This window comes from Pantoea phosphatilytica (assembly GCF_051025615.1).
In the GTDB taxonomy this organism is placed as follows: Bacteria; Pseudomonadota; Gammaproteobacteria; order Enterobacterales; family Enterobacteriaceae; genus Pantoea.
In genome coordinates this window covers 163,564-181,615 of the sequence record NZ_JBPFDF010000004.1, presented here as the reverse complement: position 1 = coordinate 181,615, position 18,052 = coordinate 163,564, and the positions used below count along the sequence as shown (strand labels likewise).

At 58.3% G+C, this 18,052-nt stretch carries 18 protein-coding genes and 1 riboswitch; of the genes, 6 read left to right on the top strand and 12 right to left on the bottom strand.

Annotated features, from left to right (window positions below; genetic code table 11):
* Nucleotides 1-2: 2 nt before the first annotated feature.
* The 8 genes from thiS to ACR6AS_RS15805 all read right to left on the bottom strand — a co-directional run bounded on the left by thiS (nt 3) and on the right by ACR6AS_RS15805 (nt 6,753).
* Nucleotides 3-200: a sulfur carrier protein ThiS gene (gene thiS, locus ACR6AS_RS15840; RefSeq protein ID WP_111142138.1), complete on the bottom strand. Its 198-nt coding sequence runs from the start codon at nt 198-200 to the stop codon at nt 3-5.
* Nucleotides 190-1,128: an FAD-dependent oxidoreductase gene (locus ACR6AS_RS15835; protein WP_434162928.1), complete on the bottom strand. Its 939-nt coding sequence runs from the start codon at nt 1,126-1,128 to the stop codon at nt 190-192. Before ACR6AS_RS15835 ends, thiS begins: the two co-directional genes overlap by 11 nt.
* Nucleotides 1,129-1,253: 125 nt before the next feature.
* Nucleotides 1,254-1,373, bottom strand: a riboswitch (TPP riboswitch).
* 122 nt (nt 1,374-1,495) lie between these two features.
* The gene (locus ACR6AS_RS15830; protein WP_418803678.1) at nt 1,496-1,810 is read right to left on the bottom strand and encodes an ArsR/SmtB family transcription factor; all 315 of its coding nucleotides are present in this window, start codon (nt 1,808-1,810) and stop codon (nt 1,496-1,498) included.
* A 16-nt stretch (nt 1,811-1,826) separates the two neighbouring features.
* Nucleotides 1,827-2,945, bottom strand: a complete 1,119-nt coding sequence (locus tag ACR6AS_RS15825) for an alkene reductase (protein WP_434162926.1) — start codon at nt 2,943-2,945, stop codon at nt 1,827-1,829.
* A 454-nt stretch (nt 2,946-3,399) separates the two neighbouring features.
* Entirely contained in the window at nt 3,400-3,828 is a 429-nt protein-coding gene (locus ACR6AS_RS15820) for a GFA family protein (RefSeq protein ID WP_434162924.1), read from the bottom strand.
* A 56-nt stretch (nt 3,829-3,884) separates the two neighbouring features.
* Nucleotides 3,885-4,514 carry a LysE family translocator gene (locus tag ACR6AS_RS15815; protein WP_111142133.1) on the bottom strand — a complete coding sequence of 210 codons (630 nt, stop codon included), beginning with the start codon at nt 4,512-4,514 and terminating at the stop codon, nt 3,885-3,887.
* A 197-nt stretch (nt 4,515-4,711) separates the two neighbouring features.
* Nucleotides 4,712-5,743, bottom strand: coding sequence for a methionine synthase (locus ACR6AS_RS15810; protein ID WP_434162921.1), 1,032 nt, complete (start codon nt 5,741-5,743; stop codon nt 4,712-4,714).
* 29 nt (nt 5,744-5,772) lie between these two features.
* Complete coding sequence (locus tag ACR6AS_RS15805; RefSeq protein WP_434162918.1) at nt 5,773-6,753, bottom strand: DUF1852 domain-containing protein; 981 nt, start codon at nt 6,751-6,753, stop codon at nt 5,773-5,775.
* 747 nt (nt 6,754-7,500) lie between these two features.
* Between ACR6AS_RS15805 and ACR6AS_RS15800 the strand changes: the two genes are divergently transcribed.
* Both ACR6AS_RS15800 and ACR6AS_RS15795 read left to right on the top strand, forming a co-directional pair.
* Nucleotides 7,501-8,301: an SDR family oxidoreductase gene (locus ACR6AS_RS15800; protein ID WP_434162916.1), complete on the top strand. Its 801-nt coding sequence runs from the start codon at nt 7,501-7,503 to the stop codon at nt 8,299-8,301.
* Between the two features lie 156 nt (nt 8,302-8,457).
* Nucleotides 8,458-8,934, top strand: a complete 477-nt coding sequence (locus tag ACR6AS_RS15795) for a glutathione peroxidase (protein WP_418798832.1) — start codon at nt 8,458-8,460, stop codon at nt 8,932-8,934.
* Nucleotides 8,935-8,963: 29 nt separating this feature from the next.
* On the opposite strand, the gene ACR6AS_RS15790 is transcribed toward ACR6AS_RS15795, so the two are convergent.
* On the bottom strand, nt 8,964-9,875 hold the full coding sequence (locus tag ACR6AS_RS15790) for a LysR family transcriptional regulator (protein ID WP_434162912.1): 912 nt from the start codon (nt 9,873-9,875) through the stop codon (nt 8,964-8,966).
* 125 nt (nt 9,876-10,000) lie between these two features.
* On the opposite strand from ACR6AS_RS15790, the gene ACR6AS_RS15785 reads away from it, so the two are divergent.
* From ACR6AS_RS15785 to ACR6AS_RS15775, 3 genes are all read left to right on the top strand, one after another.
* Nucleotides 10,001-11,380 (top strand): MFS transporter, encoded by a 1,380-nt coding sequence (locus tag ACR6AS_RS15785; RefSeq protein WP_434162910.1) that lies wholly within the window; start codon nt 10,001-10,003, stop codon nt 11,378-11,380.
* Complete coding sequence (locus ACR6AS_RS15780; protein ID WP_111138965.1) at nt 11,377-11,769, top strand: DUF4440 domain-containing protein; 393 nt, start codon at nt 11,377-11,379, stop codon at nt 11,767-11,769. The genes ACR6AS_RS15785 and ACR6AS_RS15780 overlap by 4 nt, the downstream gene beginning before the upstream one ends.
* Nucleotides 11,770-11,946: 177 nt before the next feature.
* Nucleotides 11,947-13,191, top strand: coding sequence for an aromatic amino acid transporter (locus ACR6AS_RS15775; RefSeq protein ID WP_434162907.1), 1,245 nt, complete (start codon nt 11,947-11,949; stop codon nt 13,189-13,191).
* A gap of 75 nt (nt 13,192-13,266) precedes the next feature.
* Here ACR6AS_RS15775 and ACR6AS_RS15770 read toward each other — a convergent pair whose 3' ends face one another.
* Nucleotides 13,267-13,776 (bottom strand): SRPBCC family protein, encoded by a 510-nt coding sequence (locus ACR6AS_RS15770; protein ID WP_434162904.1) that lies wholly within the window; start codon nt 13,774-13,776, stop codon nt 13,267-13,269.
* Nucleotides 13,777-13,915: 139 nt separating this feature from the next.
* On the bottom strand, nt 13,916-14,827 hold the full coding sequence (locus ACR6AS_RS15765) for a LysR family transcriptional regulator (RefSeq protein WP_111138976.1): 912 nt from the start codon (nt 14,825-14,827) through the stop codon (nt 13,916-13,918).
* Between the two features lie 298 nt (nt 14,828-15,125).
* Between ACR6AS_RS15765 and ACR6AS_RS15760 the strand changes: the two genes are divergently transcribed.
* A complete protein-coding gene (locus ACR6AS_RS15760) occupies nt 15,126-15,746 on the top strand; it encodes a protein phosphatase CheZ (RefSeq protein ID WP_111138962.1) in 621 nt (206 codons plus the stop codon).
* 265 nt (nt 15,747-16,011) lie between these two features.
* Here ACR6AS_RS15760 and ACR6AS_RS15755 read toward each other — a convergent pair whose 3' ends face one another.
* Entirely contained in the window at nt 16,012-18,006 is a 1,995-nt protein-coding gene (locus ACR6AS_RS15755; protein ID WP_111138961.1) for a BCCT family transporter, read from the bottom strand.
* Between the last annotated feature and the right edge of the window lie 46 nt (nt 18,007-18,052).

Sequence of the window (18,052 nt, the reverse complement as noted above, 5' to 3'; positions counted from 1 at the left end):
GATTAACCTCCCTGCATCGGTGACAGAACTTCGACCTGACAACCCGCCTCAAGCCGCTGGCTGGCATAGCCGCTGCGCGGCACAAATGCACCGTTCAGGGCGGTGGCGACGCTGCGCGGATCGATCTGCTGCTCCGCCATCAGTTCTGCCAGCGTGCTGGCAGTGGTTTCGATTGTGCGTCCATTGAGTTCAACCCGCATGTGTCATCTCCTGGGTCAGTTGCAGCATAAGTTTTTCAGCCATGATCGGGGCCAGCAGGAAGCCGTGGCGGTAGAGGCCATTCAGCGAGAAACGGCCCTCTTCGTAGCGCACCTCCGGCAGGTTCTGCCGGTAGGCGGGACGCAGACCGGTGCCGCTCTCCACAATGCGGGCTTCGGCCAGCGCCGGATGCAGGCTGTAGGCGGCGCTGAGCAGCTCCATCATCGCCCTGGCGCTGATCGGGCTGCTGTCGTGGCTTTCAACCATGGTCGCCCCCAGCATGAAGTGCCCCCCGGCACGCGGCACCAGATAGCAGGGAAAGCGGGGATGCAGCAGCCGTACCGGACGGGAAAGCTGGATGTCGGACGTCTGCAGGATCACCATTTCGCCCCGCACCGCGCGCAGTGTGGGCTGCTGTGCAGCGGCGTGAATGCCACGGCAGTCGATGATTTTTCCGGCAGGTTGTCCGCTGTGAAAGGCAACGCCCGCCTGCTGCAGGGTGTCGCGCAGCTGCTGCATCGCCCGGCGTGGATCGAGATGCGCTTCCCCGGCAAAGAACAGGCCGCGGGCAAAGCGGTTTTCCAGCGCGGGTTCGATTTCGCCGGGCGTGACCCACTGATGCGCCTGGGTCAGACTGGCAAAGCGGATCAGTTCGCGGCTGTCGCGCGGGGGGGCTACCACCAGCGTGCCATGCTGCTCTACACCCGCCACGCGCTTCGCCCACCAGCCGGCCGCGTGCTGGCCCCAGGCGATCACTTCCGGCGGCGCGCTTTCGGCTTCGCACCAGGGTGCGAGCATCCCGCCCGCCCAGTGGGACGCGGCACGGCACGCTGGCTGCGTGATGATTTCGACCGTTTCGCCGCGCTCCATCAGCAGCGTGCCGACGCACAGCCCGGCCACGCCGCTGCCGAGCACCGACCAGCGGCTCATGACCGCCATCCGGCAGGAAGAGAAGGTTTCAGGATAAGATTATTCACATTGCCCTCGTTTTGGTTAACGAAGACCCGTGATACAGAGGGAAAAGGCAAAGGCAGATGCGCCCCTGCGGCAAGTATCGGCGGCGATACCCGTCTTCCTACGCCAGTATCAACTGGGTCAGGTTCTAAGGGTCGCTAAGCCGCGCGATGCGCTATTAGCCTCTCAGTCTCTCCGGCGAGACTCCCCTGACGGCTCTAGTTGTAAGTTAAGCGGGCGGGTTCGTCAAGACGCGGGCACAAAGCAGGAACAGAAAAGCGCGGGGGAATGAAAAGGCGCAGGCAACTCCGGTTCGTTTGACCACGCCAGGGAGCCAGGGCGATCAGAGCGCCTGCAACGCCTGTGTCAGGGCCTCAGTGACTTCGCGGATACGCGGTTCGGCGCGGCGGTAGTAGGTCCACTTACCGACTTTGCTGGCTTCGACCAGACCGGCACTCTGCAGGGCCTTGAGGCATAACGAGGTGGCGGGCTGTGATAAGCCCGCCTTGTCCTGGATGAGGCTGGCACAGACACCGTACTGATCGAAGGGATAGAGCTGCGAATAGCCCGCAAACGCCTCGTCAGGTTCTTTAAGCCACTTCAGCACGGCCACACGCGTCGGGTTGGCCAGCAGCTTCAGGGCATTTTCCGGGGACATGCCGCCTCACAGGGTATCAGGATGGGTAAAAAGGATAGTCAGTATACCCTTTCTCACCGCCGCCATACAGCGAGGCGTGGTCCACCGCGTTCAGGGGGTAACCCGACCGGATACGCGCAGGCAGATCGGGGTTGGCGATGAAGCTGCGGCCAAACCCAAACAGATCGCCCCAGCCTTTTTCCAGCATCTGCTGCGCTTTCTCTGCGTTGTAGCGGCCGGAATAGATGATCGGAGAATGGAAGGTATCGCGCAGTGCGATACGGAAACTCTCCGGCATCGCCGGGCTGTTATCCCAGTCCGCTTCGGCGATGGAGAGATAGCCGACTTCCAGCGTATTCAGCAGCTGCGCAGCGTGGATATAGGTGGCATGCGGATCGCGTTCAACCAGACCGAGGTAAACGCGCTCTTCGTCGGTGCTCGAAAACAGCGGCGCAAACCGGACGCCAACACGATGGCTGCCAAAGACTGCGCTGACCGCCTGAACCACTTCACGCAGGAAGCGCAGACGCTTCTCTGCCGAGCCGCCATATTCATCCGTGCGGAAGTTTGTCTGCGCCGAAATAAACTGGTTGATCAGATAACCGTTGGCAGCATGCAGCTCAACGCCGTCGAATCCGGCAGCTTTAGCGTTCTCCGCCGCACGCCGGTAGAGCGCCACGATCTCTTTGACTTCGCAGGTGGTCAGCTCGCGTGGCTCGCTGGGTGCGGTCAGCATCCCGGTACCCGGTCCGGTTTCGATAAATACCCGGACGTTATCGGCGGCGATGGCCGAGGGGGCAACCGGTGCTTCATTGCCCGGCTGAAGTGCATTGTGAGAGACGCGGCCTACGTGCCAGAGCTGACAGAAAATCGTGGCGCCCTGCTGATGCACCGCCTCTGTCACCTTTTTCCAGCCCGCAATCTGCGCCTCACTGTGGATGCCCGGCGTCCAGGCGTAGCCCTGCCCGCGTGGCTCAATCTGGGTACCCTCGGTGATCATCAGCCCGGCACTGGCACGCTGGCGGTAATACTCTATCATCATCTCGCCGGGGATATTGCCCGGCTGTTCGCTGCGGCAGCGAGTCAGCGGCGGCAGGACGATGCGGTTACGAAGGCTGAGATCGCCCAGGGTCAGGGGGCTGAACAGTGACGGCATAAAAAAAATCCTCGGATGCGTGAAAAGCCGTCATTATATTTACACATTTAAATTTGTAAATGTATTATCGTTTTTTTCGGGTTAGCGTATCCGATGCAGGATGACGCGAAGCGTTTGAAACGTTTTTCAGTGAACGCCTGCCCTGCCGGGCGAAGGGTAGTCAGGCGTTTCCGCAGACGGACGGTGTCCTCCTCCGCCTGTCCTGTGCGCCCGGCATCCGCGTATTGTGACGAATGGCCCTTTTGTCGCTTATTATGGTCATCGCCTTTTTAGAGCGCGACAGAGACACAGTTGCTGCGCGCATCCGTCCGCAGGATTCAGCCAGAGGAAACGCCATCAGCAGATCTTTGCTCAGGTAAGCCTGCCAAAAATCCGGCTCCACTCACGGAATGAGATTAAAGCCTGTTCGGAAACCTGGGGGTTAGCGCTGAACATCCCCCGGTAACACCAGCCATTAATCAACGAGCTTCAGGCTCACCAGCAGCGCGTCCAGCGACGCGACGGGTCCGGCGTGGTCAGATGCCGATCGGGTAGTGTCCCAGGGCATGGCGTCAGCGGTGCAGTAATCCCCGATGCACTGCATGTCGGCAGGTTCGCTGAGCAAACCTACCGGGATCCAGATATACGCAGGGTCACGCAACCGGTTCGGCACCGGCGAGCCGCAGCGGGAGCAGAAGTCGCATCGGTAACCGCTCGATCTGGACCATGACGCGATCTGCGCCTCTCCCGATAACCAAGTGAAGTCACGCTCTTTTACCAGTGTCGCGAGGTTATGGCCGGTTCCGCTCTGTTTTCTGCACAGGGAACAGTGGCAGCGGTAATAGAACGCGGGCGTGACGGCGAGTTCAAACGTCACGGTTTCACACAGACAGGTGCCTTTCATTTCATAGCCTTACAGGTTGAGATGCCGGGCCATCGGCAGAGCCGGCAGAGAAGCAGTTAGCTTCGGCTGAAGAGCAGTTTCACGCCTGCCAGCGCAAAGCAGCAGGCTAACAGCGCATCGAGCCCGCGACGAATGCGCAGGTAAAAGGCGCTCATCACGGCGGTGGAGAAGAGCAGCGCGTAGCCGCCGAAAACGCAGATGCAGATCGCGGCGCAGCCGCAGAGGATGATCGGCAGCGTCGAAGCGCCTCCGTCCGGCTTCATCGCAAAGGACATAATCGCCACCCAGGTCAGAATCGCTTTGGGGTTGCCGACGTGCATCAGGATGCCCTGCCGGAAAAGCCGGCCATAGGCGATCCGCTCCCCGCTGGCGTTCAGGGCCGCGGTCTCAGTCCGGCGTAAGGCCGATTTACCCGCTTTAAACGCCAGCCAGAGCAGATACAGGCCACCGCCGATTTTTAGCACGATCAGCAACTGTGCAAAGGCAGCCAGCACGGTCAGCACACCGCAGGCGGCCAGCAGCGCCCAGAGCAGCGACCCGCTCACCACCCCTGCCGCCAGCGCCAGCGCGGCGCCTCTGCCCTTTTTCATTGCCGTGCCCATAATCGCCATGTTGCTCGGTCCGGGGCTGACCGTCGCGACGAGATAGGTCGTAAAAATCAGCAGCAGTTCGTGTGAAAGCGCCATGTGATTCCTCTGGAGGGCGGGATGAACGCTCAGTTATATCGGCTGAGGCCAGAAAATGCCATGTCTCTTTATGACCGAAACGCATTAAGACGCTGAATAAACGCAGAAAAAGGGGGGATGTAACACAGCGGCTAAGGAAAGCGGATTTGCACGCTGTCCGGCCAGCGTCGCCAGCCGGACAGCGTGGGAAGACAGGATTATTTGCCCAGGATCTCTCTGCGCACAATTTCTGCACCCGCGCTCAGCGCATGCAGTTTGCCATTTGCAACGTGGCGCGGCAGCGGGATCATGCCGCAGTTGGTGGAGGGATAGAGGTTCTCCGCATCCACAAACTGCAGCGCCTTGCGCAGGGTGTCGGCCACGGCTTCAGGCGTCTCGATCTCATGGGTCGCCACGTCGATGGCACCGACCATGACTTTCTTACCGCGAATCAGCTCGATCAGATCTATCGGCACGCGTGAGTTCTGGCACTCCAGCGAGACGATATCGATAGCCGAACGCTGCAGTTTCGGGAAGACCTCTTCATACTGACGCCACTCTGTTCCCAGGGTCTTTTTCCAGTCGGTGTTGGCTTTGATGCCGTAACCGTAGCAGATGTGCACCGCAGTTTCACACTTCAGCCCTTCGACCGCGCGCTCCAGCGCCGCGATGCCCCAGTCGTTTACTTCATCGAAGAAGACGTTAAACGCGGGTTCATCAAACTGAATGATATCGACACCCGCCGCTTCCAGCTCTCTGGCTTCCTGATTCAGGATTCGGGCGAACTCCCAGGCCAGCTTTTCGCGACTTTTATAGTGGTTGTCATACAGCGTATCGATCATGGTCATCGGGCCCGGTAACGCCCATTTGATTGGGCGATCGGTCAGCTTACGCAGAATCTTTGCATCTTCAACGAAGACGGACGTCGGACGGGAGACTTCACCCACCACGGTCGGCACGCTGGCGTCGTAGCGATTACGGATACGAACCACTTCGCGCTTCTCAAAATCCACGCCGCTGAGGTGTTCAATAAAGGTGGTCACGAAGTGCTGACGGGTCTGTTCGCCGTCGCTCACGATGTCGATACCGGCCCGCACCTGGTCATCCAGACAGAGACGCAGGGCATCTCTTTTACCATCAACCAGCTCGCCATCCTGCAGTTTCCAGGGTGACCAGAGAACTTCTGGCTGCGCAATCCATGAGGGTTTAGGCAAGCTGCCCGCAGTGGATGTCGGTAATAACGTTTTCATAGCAGGTGACCTTATTTCTGTTTAATTAATCAAAGAACGGATTCAGCAGACCATTGTGAGAGCAGCGTCTGATTCGGCTTAATGAAGTGCGTCTCAGTAAATCTGCCCTGCTCAACCGCCAGACGGCTGCGCTCTTCGCGATCGTAAACAATACGGGTAAGCGAATAGTCCTGATGCTGCAGCGTCGGCTGATAGCAGTGACCGGCTGCAGAATTGGCGTTATAAATTTCCGGGCGATAGATCTTCTGGAACGTTTCCATGGTGCTGATAGTGCTGATCAGCTCAAGATTGGTGTAATCGCTGAGCAGATCGCCGTGGAAATAGAACGCCAGCGGCGCAACGCTGCCCTGCGGCATAAAGAAGCGCACCTTCAGGCCCATTTTTCCGAAATAGAAGTCAGTCAGCGAAGGCGCATCCTGCTGGTATTCGATCCCCAGCACCGGATGCTGATTACCGGTGCGCACGTAGGTGTTTTTACTGGACACGCTCAGGCAGATAACCGGTGATTTGCTGAAATTCTCTTTATAAGCCGCCGAATTAACGAAGCTTTTGAAGATGTTTCCGTGCAGCTGGCCGAAGTCCTCCGGCGTGCTGAACGCCGTCTGGCCCTTGTTATATTCCGCCAGCACCACGCTGAAATCGTAATCACGCACGTAGGAGGAGAAGTTATTGCCCACGATGCCTTCGATGCGCTGGCCGGTGTGGTGATCGACGATCTGCGTTTTCAGAATCTCAATCGCCGGGAAGGATTCACCCGCACCACCGGCTGAGAGGTTCAGCTCCGCCGAGATAATATCCAGTTCGACAGTGTACCGGTCGGCTTTCGGGTTATCCCAGTTTGCCAGTGCGTTAAAGCGATTGTTGATCATCGCCAGGGCGTTACGCAGATTCTCCTGACGTTTTTCGCCACGCGCTAAGTTAGCGAAGTTAGTCGTCGCCCGCGTATTTTTCGAAGGGTTATAGTTTTCGTCGAAACGAATGCGCTTGAGGGTAAAGGCTAAAGTATTCATCGCTGTCGGTATCCTGCTCGCTGATATGAACGTCGAGGGCTATTTCCCCTAACAAACGGTCATATGACACAAAGTTATTAACAATTCTTACTTTATGCCTCAACCTGGAGTTGAAAAAAAGTGATCAATTTTCAACGAACATGAAGGAAATTCATGTTGGCAGCGTGATGCGGGAATTTTTTCATCTGTCGGTGTCGCAGCCCCTGTACGTGCGTTGCGGCGCGTGTGAAACGTGGCGTGCCCGGGCGTAAAGAGGGAGCAGGTCGGCCTGGCTGCTTTCACGCTAAGACGCTGTCAGTTGCAGGGCTGTCCTGGTGAGCGCCAGCGCCGCTGGCAGCCTGTAGTCCTCGCTAAAAATCGGTAATGCTATCCCTTCGCAGGGACCATGGCGTATTGCGGCACTGGAATCAGAATTGTTAAAACGTCAATTCCATGCCTGTCAGGCTTTTAACATCCCGCTCATATTTTCATCGCAGCCGGGTGCGGAGCACTTTCTCCGTCGTCCACCAGCCAGTGGTGCAGGTCTGATCCATTTCTGTTAACGCATTGCAGCGTGCGATCCCCTCACTCCCCCTGATAACGGCCAAACCCCGACTTCGCATCTATAATTCAGTGACTCAGCCCCGGGGCGCGCGTCAGCCAGCGTCAGGGTGACTGAACGTCATGTCAGCGAAGCATCGACGTTTATGCCCTGGACAACGCCAGCCGGGTTAATGAAGCTCATCATCTGCCAATAAAGGAAGCCTCATGATCTTATCACTCAAAAACCAGGTTGCACTGGTCACCGGCGCCAGCTCTGGCCTCGGCTATGCCTGTGCAGAAGGACTCGCCAGGGCAGGAGCCAGTGTGGTGGTGAACTACCATCGTCAGGCAGAACCGGCCGAGGAACTGGTTGAAAAAATCCGCGCAGCGGGAGGCCAGGCCATCGCCGTGAAGGGGGACGTGTCGAAAGAGGCGGACGTTGACGCCCTTTTCAGCCAGACGATCGCGGCATTTGGCAGGCTGGATATCCTGGTCGCTAACTCCGGCCTCCAGAAAGATGCGCCCTCCATCGAGATGTCACTGGAAGACTGGAACACCGTCATTGACGTGAATCTGACCGGCCAGTTTCTCTGCGCACGCGCCGCGTTGCGCCAGTTCCGCAAACAGAACCACGACACACAGATCAGCCGCGCGGCGGGCAAAATTATCCATATGAGTTCGGTGCACCAGCGTATTCCGTGGGCGGGCCACGTCAATTACGCCGCCTCCAAAGGGGGCGTGGATCTGCTGATGCAGACCCTGGCGCAGGAGGTGGGTGAAGAGCGCATCCGCGTTAACGGCATCGCACCGGGCGCGATCGCTACCGCAATCAATGAAGACACCACCCAGGGTGAAGCAGGCAAAGAGCTGCTGAAACTGATCCCCTATGGCCGCATCGGCGAAGCGGAAGATGTGGCCAATGCGGTCGTGTGGCTCGCCAGTGACCTGTCTGACTATGTGCATGGCACCACGCTGTTTATTGATGGCGGAATGAGCCTCTATCCCGGCTTCCGCGACAACGGCTGACCCCCTGACCCTGTGCCTGGGGTCGCGTTCAGGCGGGCGGGGAGCACCTGTTTTCACCCGCCTGCCAGGCAGCCCGCAGAGGCGTTCAGCTGAACGGCGGCTGCGCTCACTGTGCTATGGTGGATGCAAAACGGATTCTGCTCTGAGGATTATGGTATGTCGCCCTTTTATCAATTCACCGCCACCCGCCTGGATGGCCAGCCTGTCACGATGGCCGACTTCGGGGGCAAGGTGGTGCTGGTGGTGAATACCGCCAGCAGATGTGGATTCACGCCGCAGTATGCGGGCCTGGAAGTGCTCTATAAAAAGTATGCCGCTCAGGGTCTGGTGATCCTGGGATTCCCCTGCAATCAGTTTGGTAAGCAGGAGCCTGGCGGGGCCGACGAGATCGCGCAGACCTGTCATATCAACTACGGAGTCAGTTTTCCGATGTTCGCCAAAGTCGAGGTCAATGGCGCGTCGGCGCATCCGCTGTTTCGCTATCTGAAAACGGCGTTACCCGGCGTCCTGGGCGGCCGGATTAAGTGGAACTTCACGAAGTTTTTAATCGGGCGAGATGGTCAGCCGCTCAGGCGTTTCGCACCAATCACCCCGCCGGAAAAGATGGACGCGGCGATTAAGGCGGCCCTTTAATCCGGACAGGCATTCGCCTTTTCCGGTCATCACGCACCGCCAGAAGCGCCTGAACGGTCGCTCAGAAAATCGATAAAGGCGCGCACCTTCTCCGGCACATGGCGGGTATTGGGATAGAGCGCGTAAATTCCCTGACGCGGAAAGCGATGATCGGGCAGCACATGCGTCAACCTGCCGTTCTCTATCTCCTCCTGCACCAGCCAGCCAGGCAGGACAGCCACACCCGCCCCCGCCAGAGCAAAAGCCAGCAGCGAAGAGGCACTGTCTGCCGTGATCATGGCGGGATAGCGGGCGCTGAAAAGCACACTTTCTCCGCCAGGCGTCATCACCTGCCAGTTCAGCGGCGTCGCAAGGCGGCTGTGCGCAATCCAGTCTGCCGACGCGAGCTGTGTCAGGTCCCGGACAGCAGCCCCTTCCAGCGTGTCGAGATAGCCTGGTGCCGCCACCGCCAGAATATCGAACCTGTCGATAAGCCGGGCGTGATGATTTGAATCGGCCAGCTGACCAAGCCGGATCGCGACATCAAAACGACCGGCAATCAGATCGTCATTCTGAGAGGATGAGACGTGCTGAATGCGCAACTGTGGATGGATGGCGGCAAAGGCGGCCAGCGCCGGAACAACCACGCGGGCGCCATACTCGGGCGTCGTTGTGATCCTGAGCAGTCCGCTTAAGCCAGCATGATCGCTGAGTACATCCTCCAGCACGCTTTCCGCATCCTGCAGCAGCTGAAGGCAGCGATGATAAAACCGTTCACCGGTATCAGTGGTTGAAACACGGCGGGTACTCCTGATGAGCAGCGAGACACCCAGCTCCTGCTCAAGCTGCCTGACGTTAAAACTGACCACCGCTTTGGTCAGCCCGAGCGTCTGCGCCGCACCGGTAAAACTGCCCGCTTCCGCCACCGCGACGAATATCCCCAGCCGTTGCATATTGATCATCGCCCTCTCCTTTGCGCTGGCCAATTGTCAAAATAATTTTGACAGTGTAACAACAGGAACTGAATTTATCCCGATCGTCGTCACGCCTATACTGCGCGCCACAGGCCCCCGCTACCGGAATAAAAATGACCTATCGCGTCCGCGTCGCCAGCGTTTATCTGCTGGGATTTTTTATCGATTTGGTGAACATGTTTATCGCCAGCGTCGCCTACCCGGAGATCGGCCGACACTTCGATGCCCCGGTCAGCCAGCTGGCGTGGATCAGTAACGGCTACATTCTGGGGCTGACCCTGGTGATCCCTTTAAGTCGCTGGCTGGCCAGCCGCCTGGGTGCCCGGCGTCTGTTTATGCTCTCGCTGCTCATTTTTATCGTGAGTACCTGCGGAGTCAGTGCGGCCGCATCGATTTCACAGCTTATCGCCTGGCGCGGGTTGCAGGGTATCGGTGGCGGACTCCTGATCCCGATTGGTCAGACGCTGACCTATGCCCTTTACCAGAACCATGAGCGCGCCAGGCTCTCATCCGTAGTGATGCTGGTTGCTCTGCTGGCACCGGCACTCTCACCCGCTCTGGGAGGCGTGCTGGTTGAGCATCTCAGCTGGCGAGGGGTGTTTCTTGTCAGCCTTCCTCTGGCGGTGTTGGCCTTTGTGCTGGCGGGGTTATGGCTCAGGCCGGATCGTCCGGCGAAGATAGCCGATCCGCTGGATTTCACAGGGCTCCTTAGCGGGAGTGCTGCGCTGACGCTGATCCTGCTCGGGCTGACCGCGCTTGGCGAGGCGGCGCGGCCTGGCGAAGGCGCACTGATGCTGCTGGCCGGTCTGGTGGTGCTGGCCGGATATATCAGAAACGCGCGCAGGAAAAACCATCCTCTGCTTAACCTGCATCTGGTGAAGGACCCGCTGCTGCATACCGCAATGCTGATCTACCAGTTTATCCCTGGCATATTCACCGGCGTGAGTGTGATCACTATGCTCTATCTGCAGAATCAGCTGGGTATGCCCGCCAGTGCTGCGGGGGCGCTGATGCTGCCGTGGTCGCTGGCCTCTTTTGCTGCTATCAGCCTGACGGGCAGGCGGTTTAACCACTGGGGGCCGCGTCCGCTGCTGATTGCCGGATGTCTGGCACAGGCGGCAGGGATGGGCCTGCTGGCGCTGACGGGGCAGGCAGCGGACACCCCGCTCTGTCTGCTGGCCTTTGTGCTGATGGGGTTCGGGGGCAGCCTGTGCAGCAGCACGGCGCAAAGTGCGGCGTTTATACAGATTGCCGATCGCGATCTGGCGGATGCCAGCGCCCTGTGGAATATCAATCGCCAGCTCAGTTTCTGCCTCGGTGTGACGCTGGTCAGCCTGCTGTTCAATCTTCTGGCGAACGCGGGGATGGCCCCGCAACACGCTTATCATCTCTGCTTTGCGATTGCGGCCTGCAGTGCGGCAATCCCGCTGCTGTGCGCCCTGCGCATCGCCAACCACAGGATAATAGTTATGCTTAACGGGGAGTCACAATGAATCGCTATTTTCAGGAAGTCCTGGATGCCCATGACTTAATCAGGGCGTGGCTGGGCAACCACGCGGCAAAGGATGAAATCTGTGACCAGCTTCTGGCGCGTTTCAGCCCCGCTTTTTCTATGGTAACGCCTGGCGGCGGCATGCTGGATTTCACGACCCTGACCTCGTTCTTCCGCACGCAGCGCGGTGCCCGGTCGGGTCTGGAGATTGAGATCAGCGATATGCGAATCATTGCTGAGGGCGAAAAGGGCGCAACGGTTGTCTATAAAGAGTTACAGCAACTGCCCGGCCAGCCGCCGACGCTGCGCTTCTCAACGGTGGTATTCGAATTAAAAAGAGAGGGTGACATTCTCTGGCGTCATCTGCACGAGACATCACTGCCGCAGTGATCACCGCCCCTGACGACTCAGACGTCGGTTAACATGATCTTCTGTACCCTGACCAGTGAACGGCGCAGTTTACCTGTCCCCGCACAGATAACCGGAAGAAGATCGCAAGTTGATTAGCCAGAACCCTGCTAATGACGCTATTCTTCTGCGCTCAATTTAACGCTTCAGGAATCCCACATGTCAGAGAGTGCAATTACGGAGCGTTCCCCTTCGGTGTTCTGGGGAGCGACCATCATTTGCGGCACGGTGGTTGGTGCAGGAATGTTTATCCTGCCGGTTGTGATGGCGGGCGCCTGGTTCGGCTGGTCGTTGCTGATACTGGCGTTCAGCTGGATCAGTATGCTGATCAGTGGCCTGATGTTTCAGCGCGTCAGCCAGCACTATCCGCTGGAAACCGGCTATGACAAAATCGTACGTGACCTCTCAGGTCGCGGCTGGGCGGAAATGAATGGTCTGAGCCTGATGTTTGTGCTGGGCATTCTGACCTATGCCTATATTTCCGCTACCGGGCCGGTTTACGAACACTCACTGAGCGCCCTGACCGGCCTCAGCGTCTCGTCCGCAGAGGCGAAAGTCATCCTGGGCGTGACGGTTGCCGCTATCGTCTGGCTGGGAACCAGCAGCATCGGCCGGATTATGTCCGTTATGCTGATCGCCAAAATTGTCCTGCTGCTGGCCTTGTTTGGCGGGTTACTGACGACCGTGAACAGCGGTTATTTACTGGATAGCGACAATCAGACAGGCACTTACTGGCCCTATATGCTCGGTATCGTGCCTTTCTGCCTGGCCTCGTTCGGCTATCACGGTAACATCACCGGCCTGATCGCCTATTACGACGGCGATGCCCGCCGGGTGAAACGGTGCCTGTGCATCGGCACGGCGATGGCGCTGGTTATCTATCTGTTCTGGATCGTCTGCACCATGGGCAACCTGCCCCGTTCCGCATTCCCGGAGATCGCCCGACAGGGCGGTGACATTGCCGCCCTGATGCGGGCGTTTAACCCTGACGGCGTAACCACCCGGCTCTCGCTGCTCTTCTCTGTGTTTTCACATTTTGCGGTTATCTGCTCTTTCGTGGGAGTCACCGCCGGGCTGGTGGACTACATCAGCGATCGCTTCAGCATTCCCACCACCCGGATGGGCCGCCTCAAAGCCACGGCAATCACCTTTCTGCCGCCGTTAAGTCTGTCGCTGCTTTATCCTGATGGATTCGTCAGCGCCATCGGCTATGCGGGCCTGCTCGCGACGCTCTGGGCCGTCATTATTCCGGGAATGCTCCATCTGAAGATGAAGGCACGCCCCGCTTCCGGCTATCAGAGCAGCAGTTGGGATCCGCTGCAGCTGGGTATTATCATGACCTTCGCGGTGCTGAATATCCTCTCGTGGACGCTCAGCGAGTTTCATCTGCTGCCGGTGTTTTAATCTCATAAAAACGTGCCAGCATGCTGGCACGCTGAACGGCCCGTCGCCCCGGTTAACGCCGTCACCGGAAAGTGGTCATTTTTTCATTGCCGCTTCAGTCAGTCCATCGAGCCATTCCTGATGGCCATTCAGCATAGGATTCGGGCGGGTGATGGCCAGCGCCTTTGCCGGCGCGCCCTTCTGCGTTTCCTGCGTCAGGATACGAACCCGGTTGCCGGGAAGATCCTCCAGCAGCCAGGCATGATGCACATCCAGACGCTCAGGCGTGTTCTCTTCACCCGACCAGCCGTGCCATGCCAGGCGCGCAGGCTGCCCCTTTGCCGGAGGCACACATTCCACCACCTGCGCCTCAACCGGAAATCCAAACGTGCTGAAGTAGAAACGCACCTCATCCTCCAGCACCGGACCTTTACTGTCATAAAAGCGGATATCGGCGGCGTTTTTATAATAGTCCGGCCACAGAAATGGCTGACTCAGCAAAGGCCAGATCGTTTCAACCGCCAGCCCCGCGATAATCGTCTCATTTGAAACAAAGTTATCAGTGAAGCCAGGCGCAAAGCCTTCCGGCCAGTAAATCGCATTCATCGTTTTCTCCAGTGGTGGTTATCTTCTGCAGCGTTTCTGCCATCAATAAAGGCTATCTGACGCGGCAGTCGCCATTATTCAGCCACCCGTGTAATAAAACGAATCGCGAATCGTGATTGACCCTATAAGTTAACTTATATCAGGAGGCGGTATTGCGGACTGTTTCAAGGCACAGGGCGCGGATCCATTGATGTGCCGGATCGCAATGAGTGCGTTCATGCCACGCCATGCTTTTCGTAAAACCCGGAATCGCAAAAGGCAGCGGGATCACAGCCAGGTTGCTGTCCATCGGCACCAGACGTCCGGGCACGACCGCTATCATTTCGGTCACGCGCAGAATATCGGGAACGACCAGAAAACTGTTTACCGACACGCCCACCCGCCTTTCGCGGCCCCGTTGCGCCAGCACCTCGTCGGTGACGCCCGCAAAGCGTCCTTCCGTTGAAACCAGGATGTGCTCCTGTTCGCAGAACTGTTCAAGCGTCATGTCTGCCGTGGCGGCGGCCAGAGGATGGTGACGGCCCGCGACACAGACATACTCCTCCTCAAAAAGCGCTCTTGCATGCAGATCTTCGGGCGTGGTCTGCGGCGTGACCAGTGCCAGGTCAAGTTCACCACGGGACAACTGCTGATGCATGCGCTCGTCATCAACGGGCCTTACCGCAATCCGGATATGGGACGCCTGCTTTTTCAGCCGGGCGATCAGGGGAACGACCACCGCGCTGAGAGCATAATCGGTGGCGGCGATCGAATAGATCATCTCTGCGGTTTCAGGGTCAAATTCCGGCGATTTAACCAGAACGGCGATATCCGTAAGGATTTTTTTTACCGGCCCCGCCAGTTCGGTGGCCCGCCTTGTCGGCACCATACCGTGACTGCTGCGAACAAAAAGCGGGTCGTCAAAATAGTCACGTAAACGCGTCAGCATACCGCTGACGGCAGGCTGCGTCAGTGAGAGACGCCGGGCGGCGCGCGTCACGCTGCCTTCATCGAGCAGCGCATCCAGGGCTTTGAGAAGATTGAGATCCAACCCCCTGATATCACTTTTCATCATGAACTCTTTAAGGAGCAATAAACTTTTTTATTCAGGCTACGGACTCTGACAGGGCTTGTCTAGCCGGTTTACCGCGCTGGCCCGCTGGCCGTCCCGCCATCACTGCCCTGCCAGATGCACGCCGGTGACGAAAGAGCCGCTCAGGGCGAAGGGCTGCTCGCTTCGGGGATGCCCTGCCTGGGACGCCCTCTTCTGTTCGTCTTTCTGGCATGAAAGATGTTCAGGAGATTCAAAATCGGTAACGAACTGCCGATAACCACTGGTAGCGACATTTTGTACACAGGAGATAACATCCATGTCATTACCCGATAACCACAGTGAGCAACAGCAAATCAGCGAGATCACTGCGCGGACTGGCGCTATCCTGCGGACGCTGCATGACAGTCTGCAACAGCTGGGGCTTGATAAAACCATCGCCGAGGTGGCGGGCAGCATCCCGGACGCGCGTGAACGGCTGGGCTATGTCGTCACGCTGACGCGGGAAGCCGCGGATGGCGTTATTAACAGCGTCGAAATTACTCAGCCGATGCAGACACAGCTGGCCGATCACGCAGAACAACTCACGCAACGCTGGGAAGCGAATGCCGATCGTCCGCTTAGCGATGATCAGGCGCAGGCGTTAGCGGCAGACACGCGGGCCTGGCTCGATGACGTGCCGCGTATCACCGGCCTGACTCAGCAGCAGCTTCACGCCATTATGATGGCGCAGGGGTTTCAGGATCTGACCGGACAGATTGTGCAACGCATGATGGCGGTTCTGAATCAGTGCGAACAGCAGCTGATTCAGATCATCCGCGATAAATCCGCGTCAGCGGCCACCAGCGAACGTGCCGCGCCGCTTCAGTCGCCTGCGCCCTCAGAACAGGCGGCCAGTCAGGATGACGTGGATGATCTGCTGGCCAGTCTGGGGATCTGACCGTCACGGGCAGCATGACCGGCAGGCGCGGATGTGCTCCCTGTCGGATGATGTCACACAGCAGCAGGCGGGCTGAAAAAGAAAGATCCAGAAGAACGCAGCGCGGACAGCGCCAGTCTGCCGTGCCCGACTGCCGTTGAGCGTGACGGCGGGACCGGGCTTAGCGCCCTGCGCAACCGGAGAGAGAGGGCCCGCCGTCGCGGGAACAGAAAGCGCCAGGATAAAAAAGAGGAGCCAGGCTCCTCTTTTTCAACTCAGCGCTGCATCAGCGTACGATGTGCAGGAAGTGCAGATGCTTCTCATACTGATCAAGAATATCATTGATGATCTGCTCCTGATTCCAGCCCATCACATCATAATCCTGCCCCCCCTCCTTGAGATAAACATCGGCACGGTAATATTTCTGCTCCTCTGTCTTGTCGCTGCCAGACATGCCCGCCAGGGCAAAGGCTGGCTGCAGATAGGCGCGGGCCCGCACTTCATAGACAAAGTTAAGCTCGTCGCCCAAATCCACCTCGAAGCGCACCCGATCTTCAACCTCGTTTGAGGTATGCGACACGGTATTCTGCTTCGCCAGCTCCTGCTCTACCATCTCCATCGCCGGATAGATCACCTCGGCCATAAACCGCTTCACCTGTGAGCGTTTCGGGAAGTGCGCGATATTGCGTAACCGCCGCTGCCAGGGGATCGGGTTACGCGCCGCGGTTGGGGCGATGGTGGCAATCTGCTTACTGTCACGTTTCCAGGCATCGATGCGCAGCGCCTTCAGCAGGCCATAGATCGACATCAGCAGAATCACCGCAAAGGGCAGTGCGCTGGCGATGGTCACGGTCTGCAGGGCCTTCATTCCGCCCGCCAGCAGCAGCGTGACCGCGACGACACCCATCAGACCGGCCCAGAAGATGCGCTGCCAGACCGGTGTGTTGTCGTTTCCGCCCGCCGCCAGCGTATCCACCACCATCGCGCCGGAGTCGGCGGAGGTGACAAAGAACACGACAACCATCGCCATGGCGATAAAGGAGAGCACCGCGCTGAAGGGGAAATGCTCCAGGAAGTTGAACAGCGCCAGGGTCTGGTCGCTCATCACCGTCTGCGCCAGATCGGTGGCCCCCTCCTGCATAATCAGCCAGATTGCGCTGTTGCCGAAGAACGTCATCCAGAGCAGCGTAAATCCGGCGGGCACGAAAAGGACGCCGGTCACGAACTCGCGGATGGTGCGGCCGCGTGAAACACGGGCAATAAACATTCCGACAAACGGCGACCAGGCCAGCCACCAGCCCCAGTAAAACAGCGTCCAGCCGCCGAGCCACTTACCCGATTTAGGCTCATAGGCGTAGAGGTTGAAGGTTTTGGTGACCAGTTCGGAGAGATAGCCGCCGGTGTTCTCGACAAAAGATTTCAGCAGCAGCACGGTCGGACCCAGTGCGCCCACCATAATCAGCAGCAGCACGGCCAGCGTCAGATTGATTTCGGACAGGATGCGGATGCCCTTATCCAGCCCCGAAACCACGGAGAGTGTCGCCAGCGCGGTAATCCCGACAATCAGAATGACCTGCATGGTCTGGTTAACCGGCAGACCAAACAGGTGATTCAGCCCGGCATTCACCTGCAGCACGCCGTAACCCAGCGAGGTCGCCACGCCCAGGACCGTACCGATAACGGCAAAAATATCGACAGCATGGCCCATCCAGCCGTAGATCCGATCGCCGATAATCGGATAGAGCGCCGAGCGCAGCGTCAGCGGTAATCCGTGGCGGTAGCTGAAGAACGCCAGAATCAGCGCCACGATGGCATAAATGGCCCAGGCGTGCAGACCCCAGTGGAAGAAGGTGATGCGCAGGGCTTCCCGTGCGGCCTCAACCGTTTCCGGCTGACCCGTGGGCGGTGCCATGTAGTGCATCACGGGTTCCGCCACGCCGAAGAACATCAGTCCGATGCCCATACCTGCCGAAAAGAGCATGGCAAACCAGGAGTGGTAGCTGAAATCGGGTTCCGCATGATCCGGGCCGAGCTTGATGTCGCCATAGCGGGAGAACCCCAGGTAGGCGACCGTCAGCAAAATCAGCGCAACGGCCAGGATATAGAACCAGCTGGCGTTGGCGAACAGGGAGTTTTGCAGTGCGCCCAGCTGCACATCAGCCTGTTCAGGGAAGAGCGCAGCAAAGGCAACCAGGATAAAAATCAGTGCGGCAGAGGTGAAAAATACGGGTGGATTAATGTGGCTTCGCTTGTGTTGCGTTTCAGTTTCTGATGAAGACATAGGTATCCTGATCAAGAGGAATGAAGACCAAATGTAACAATCAGTA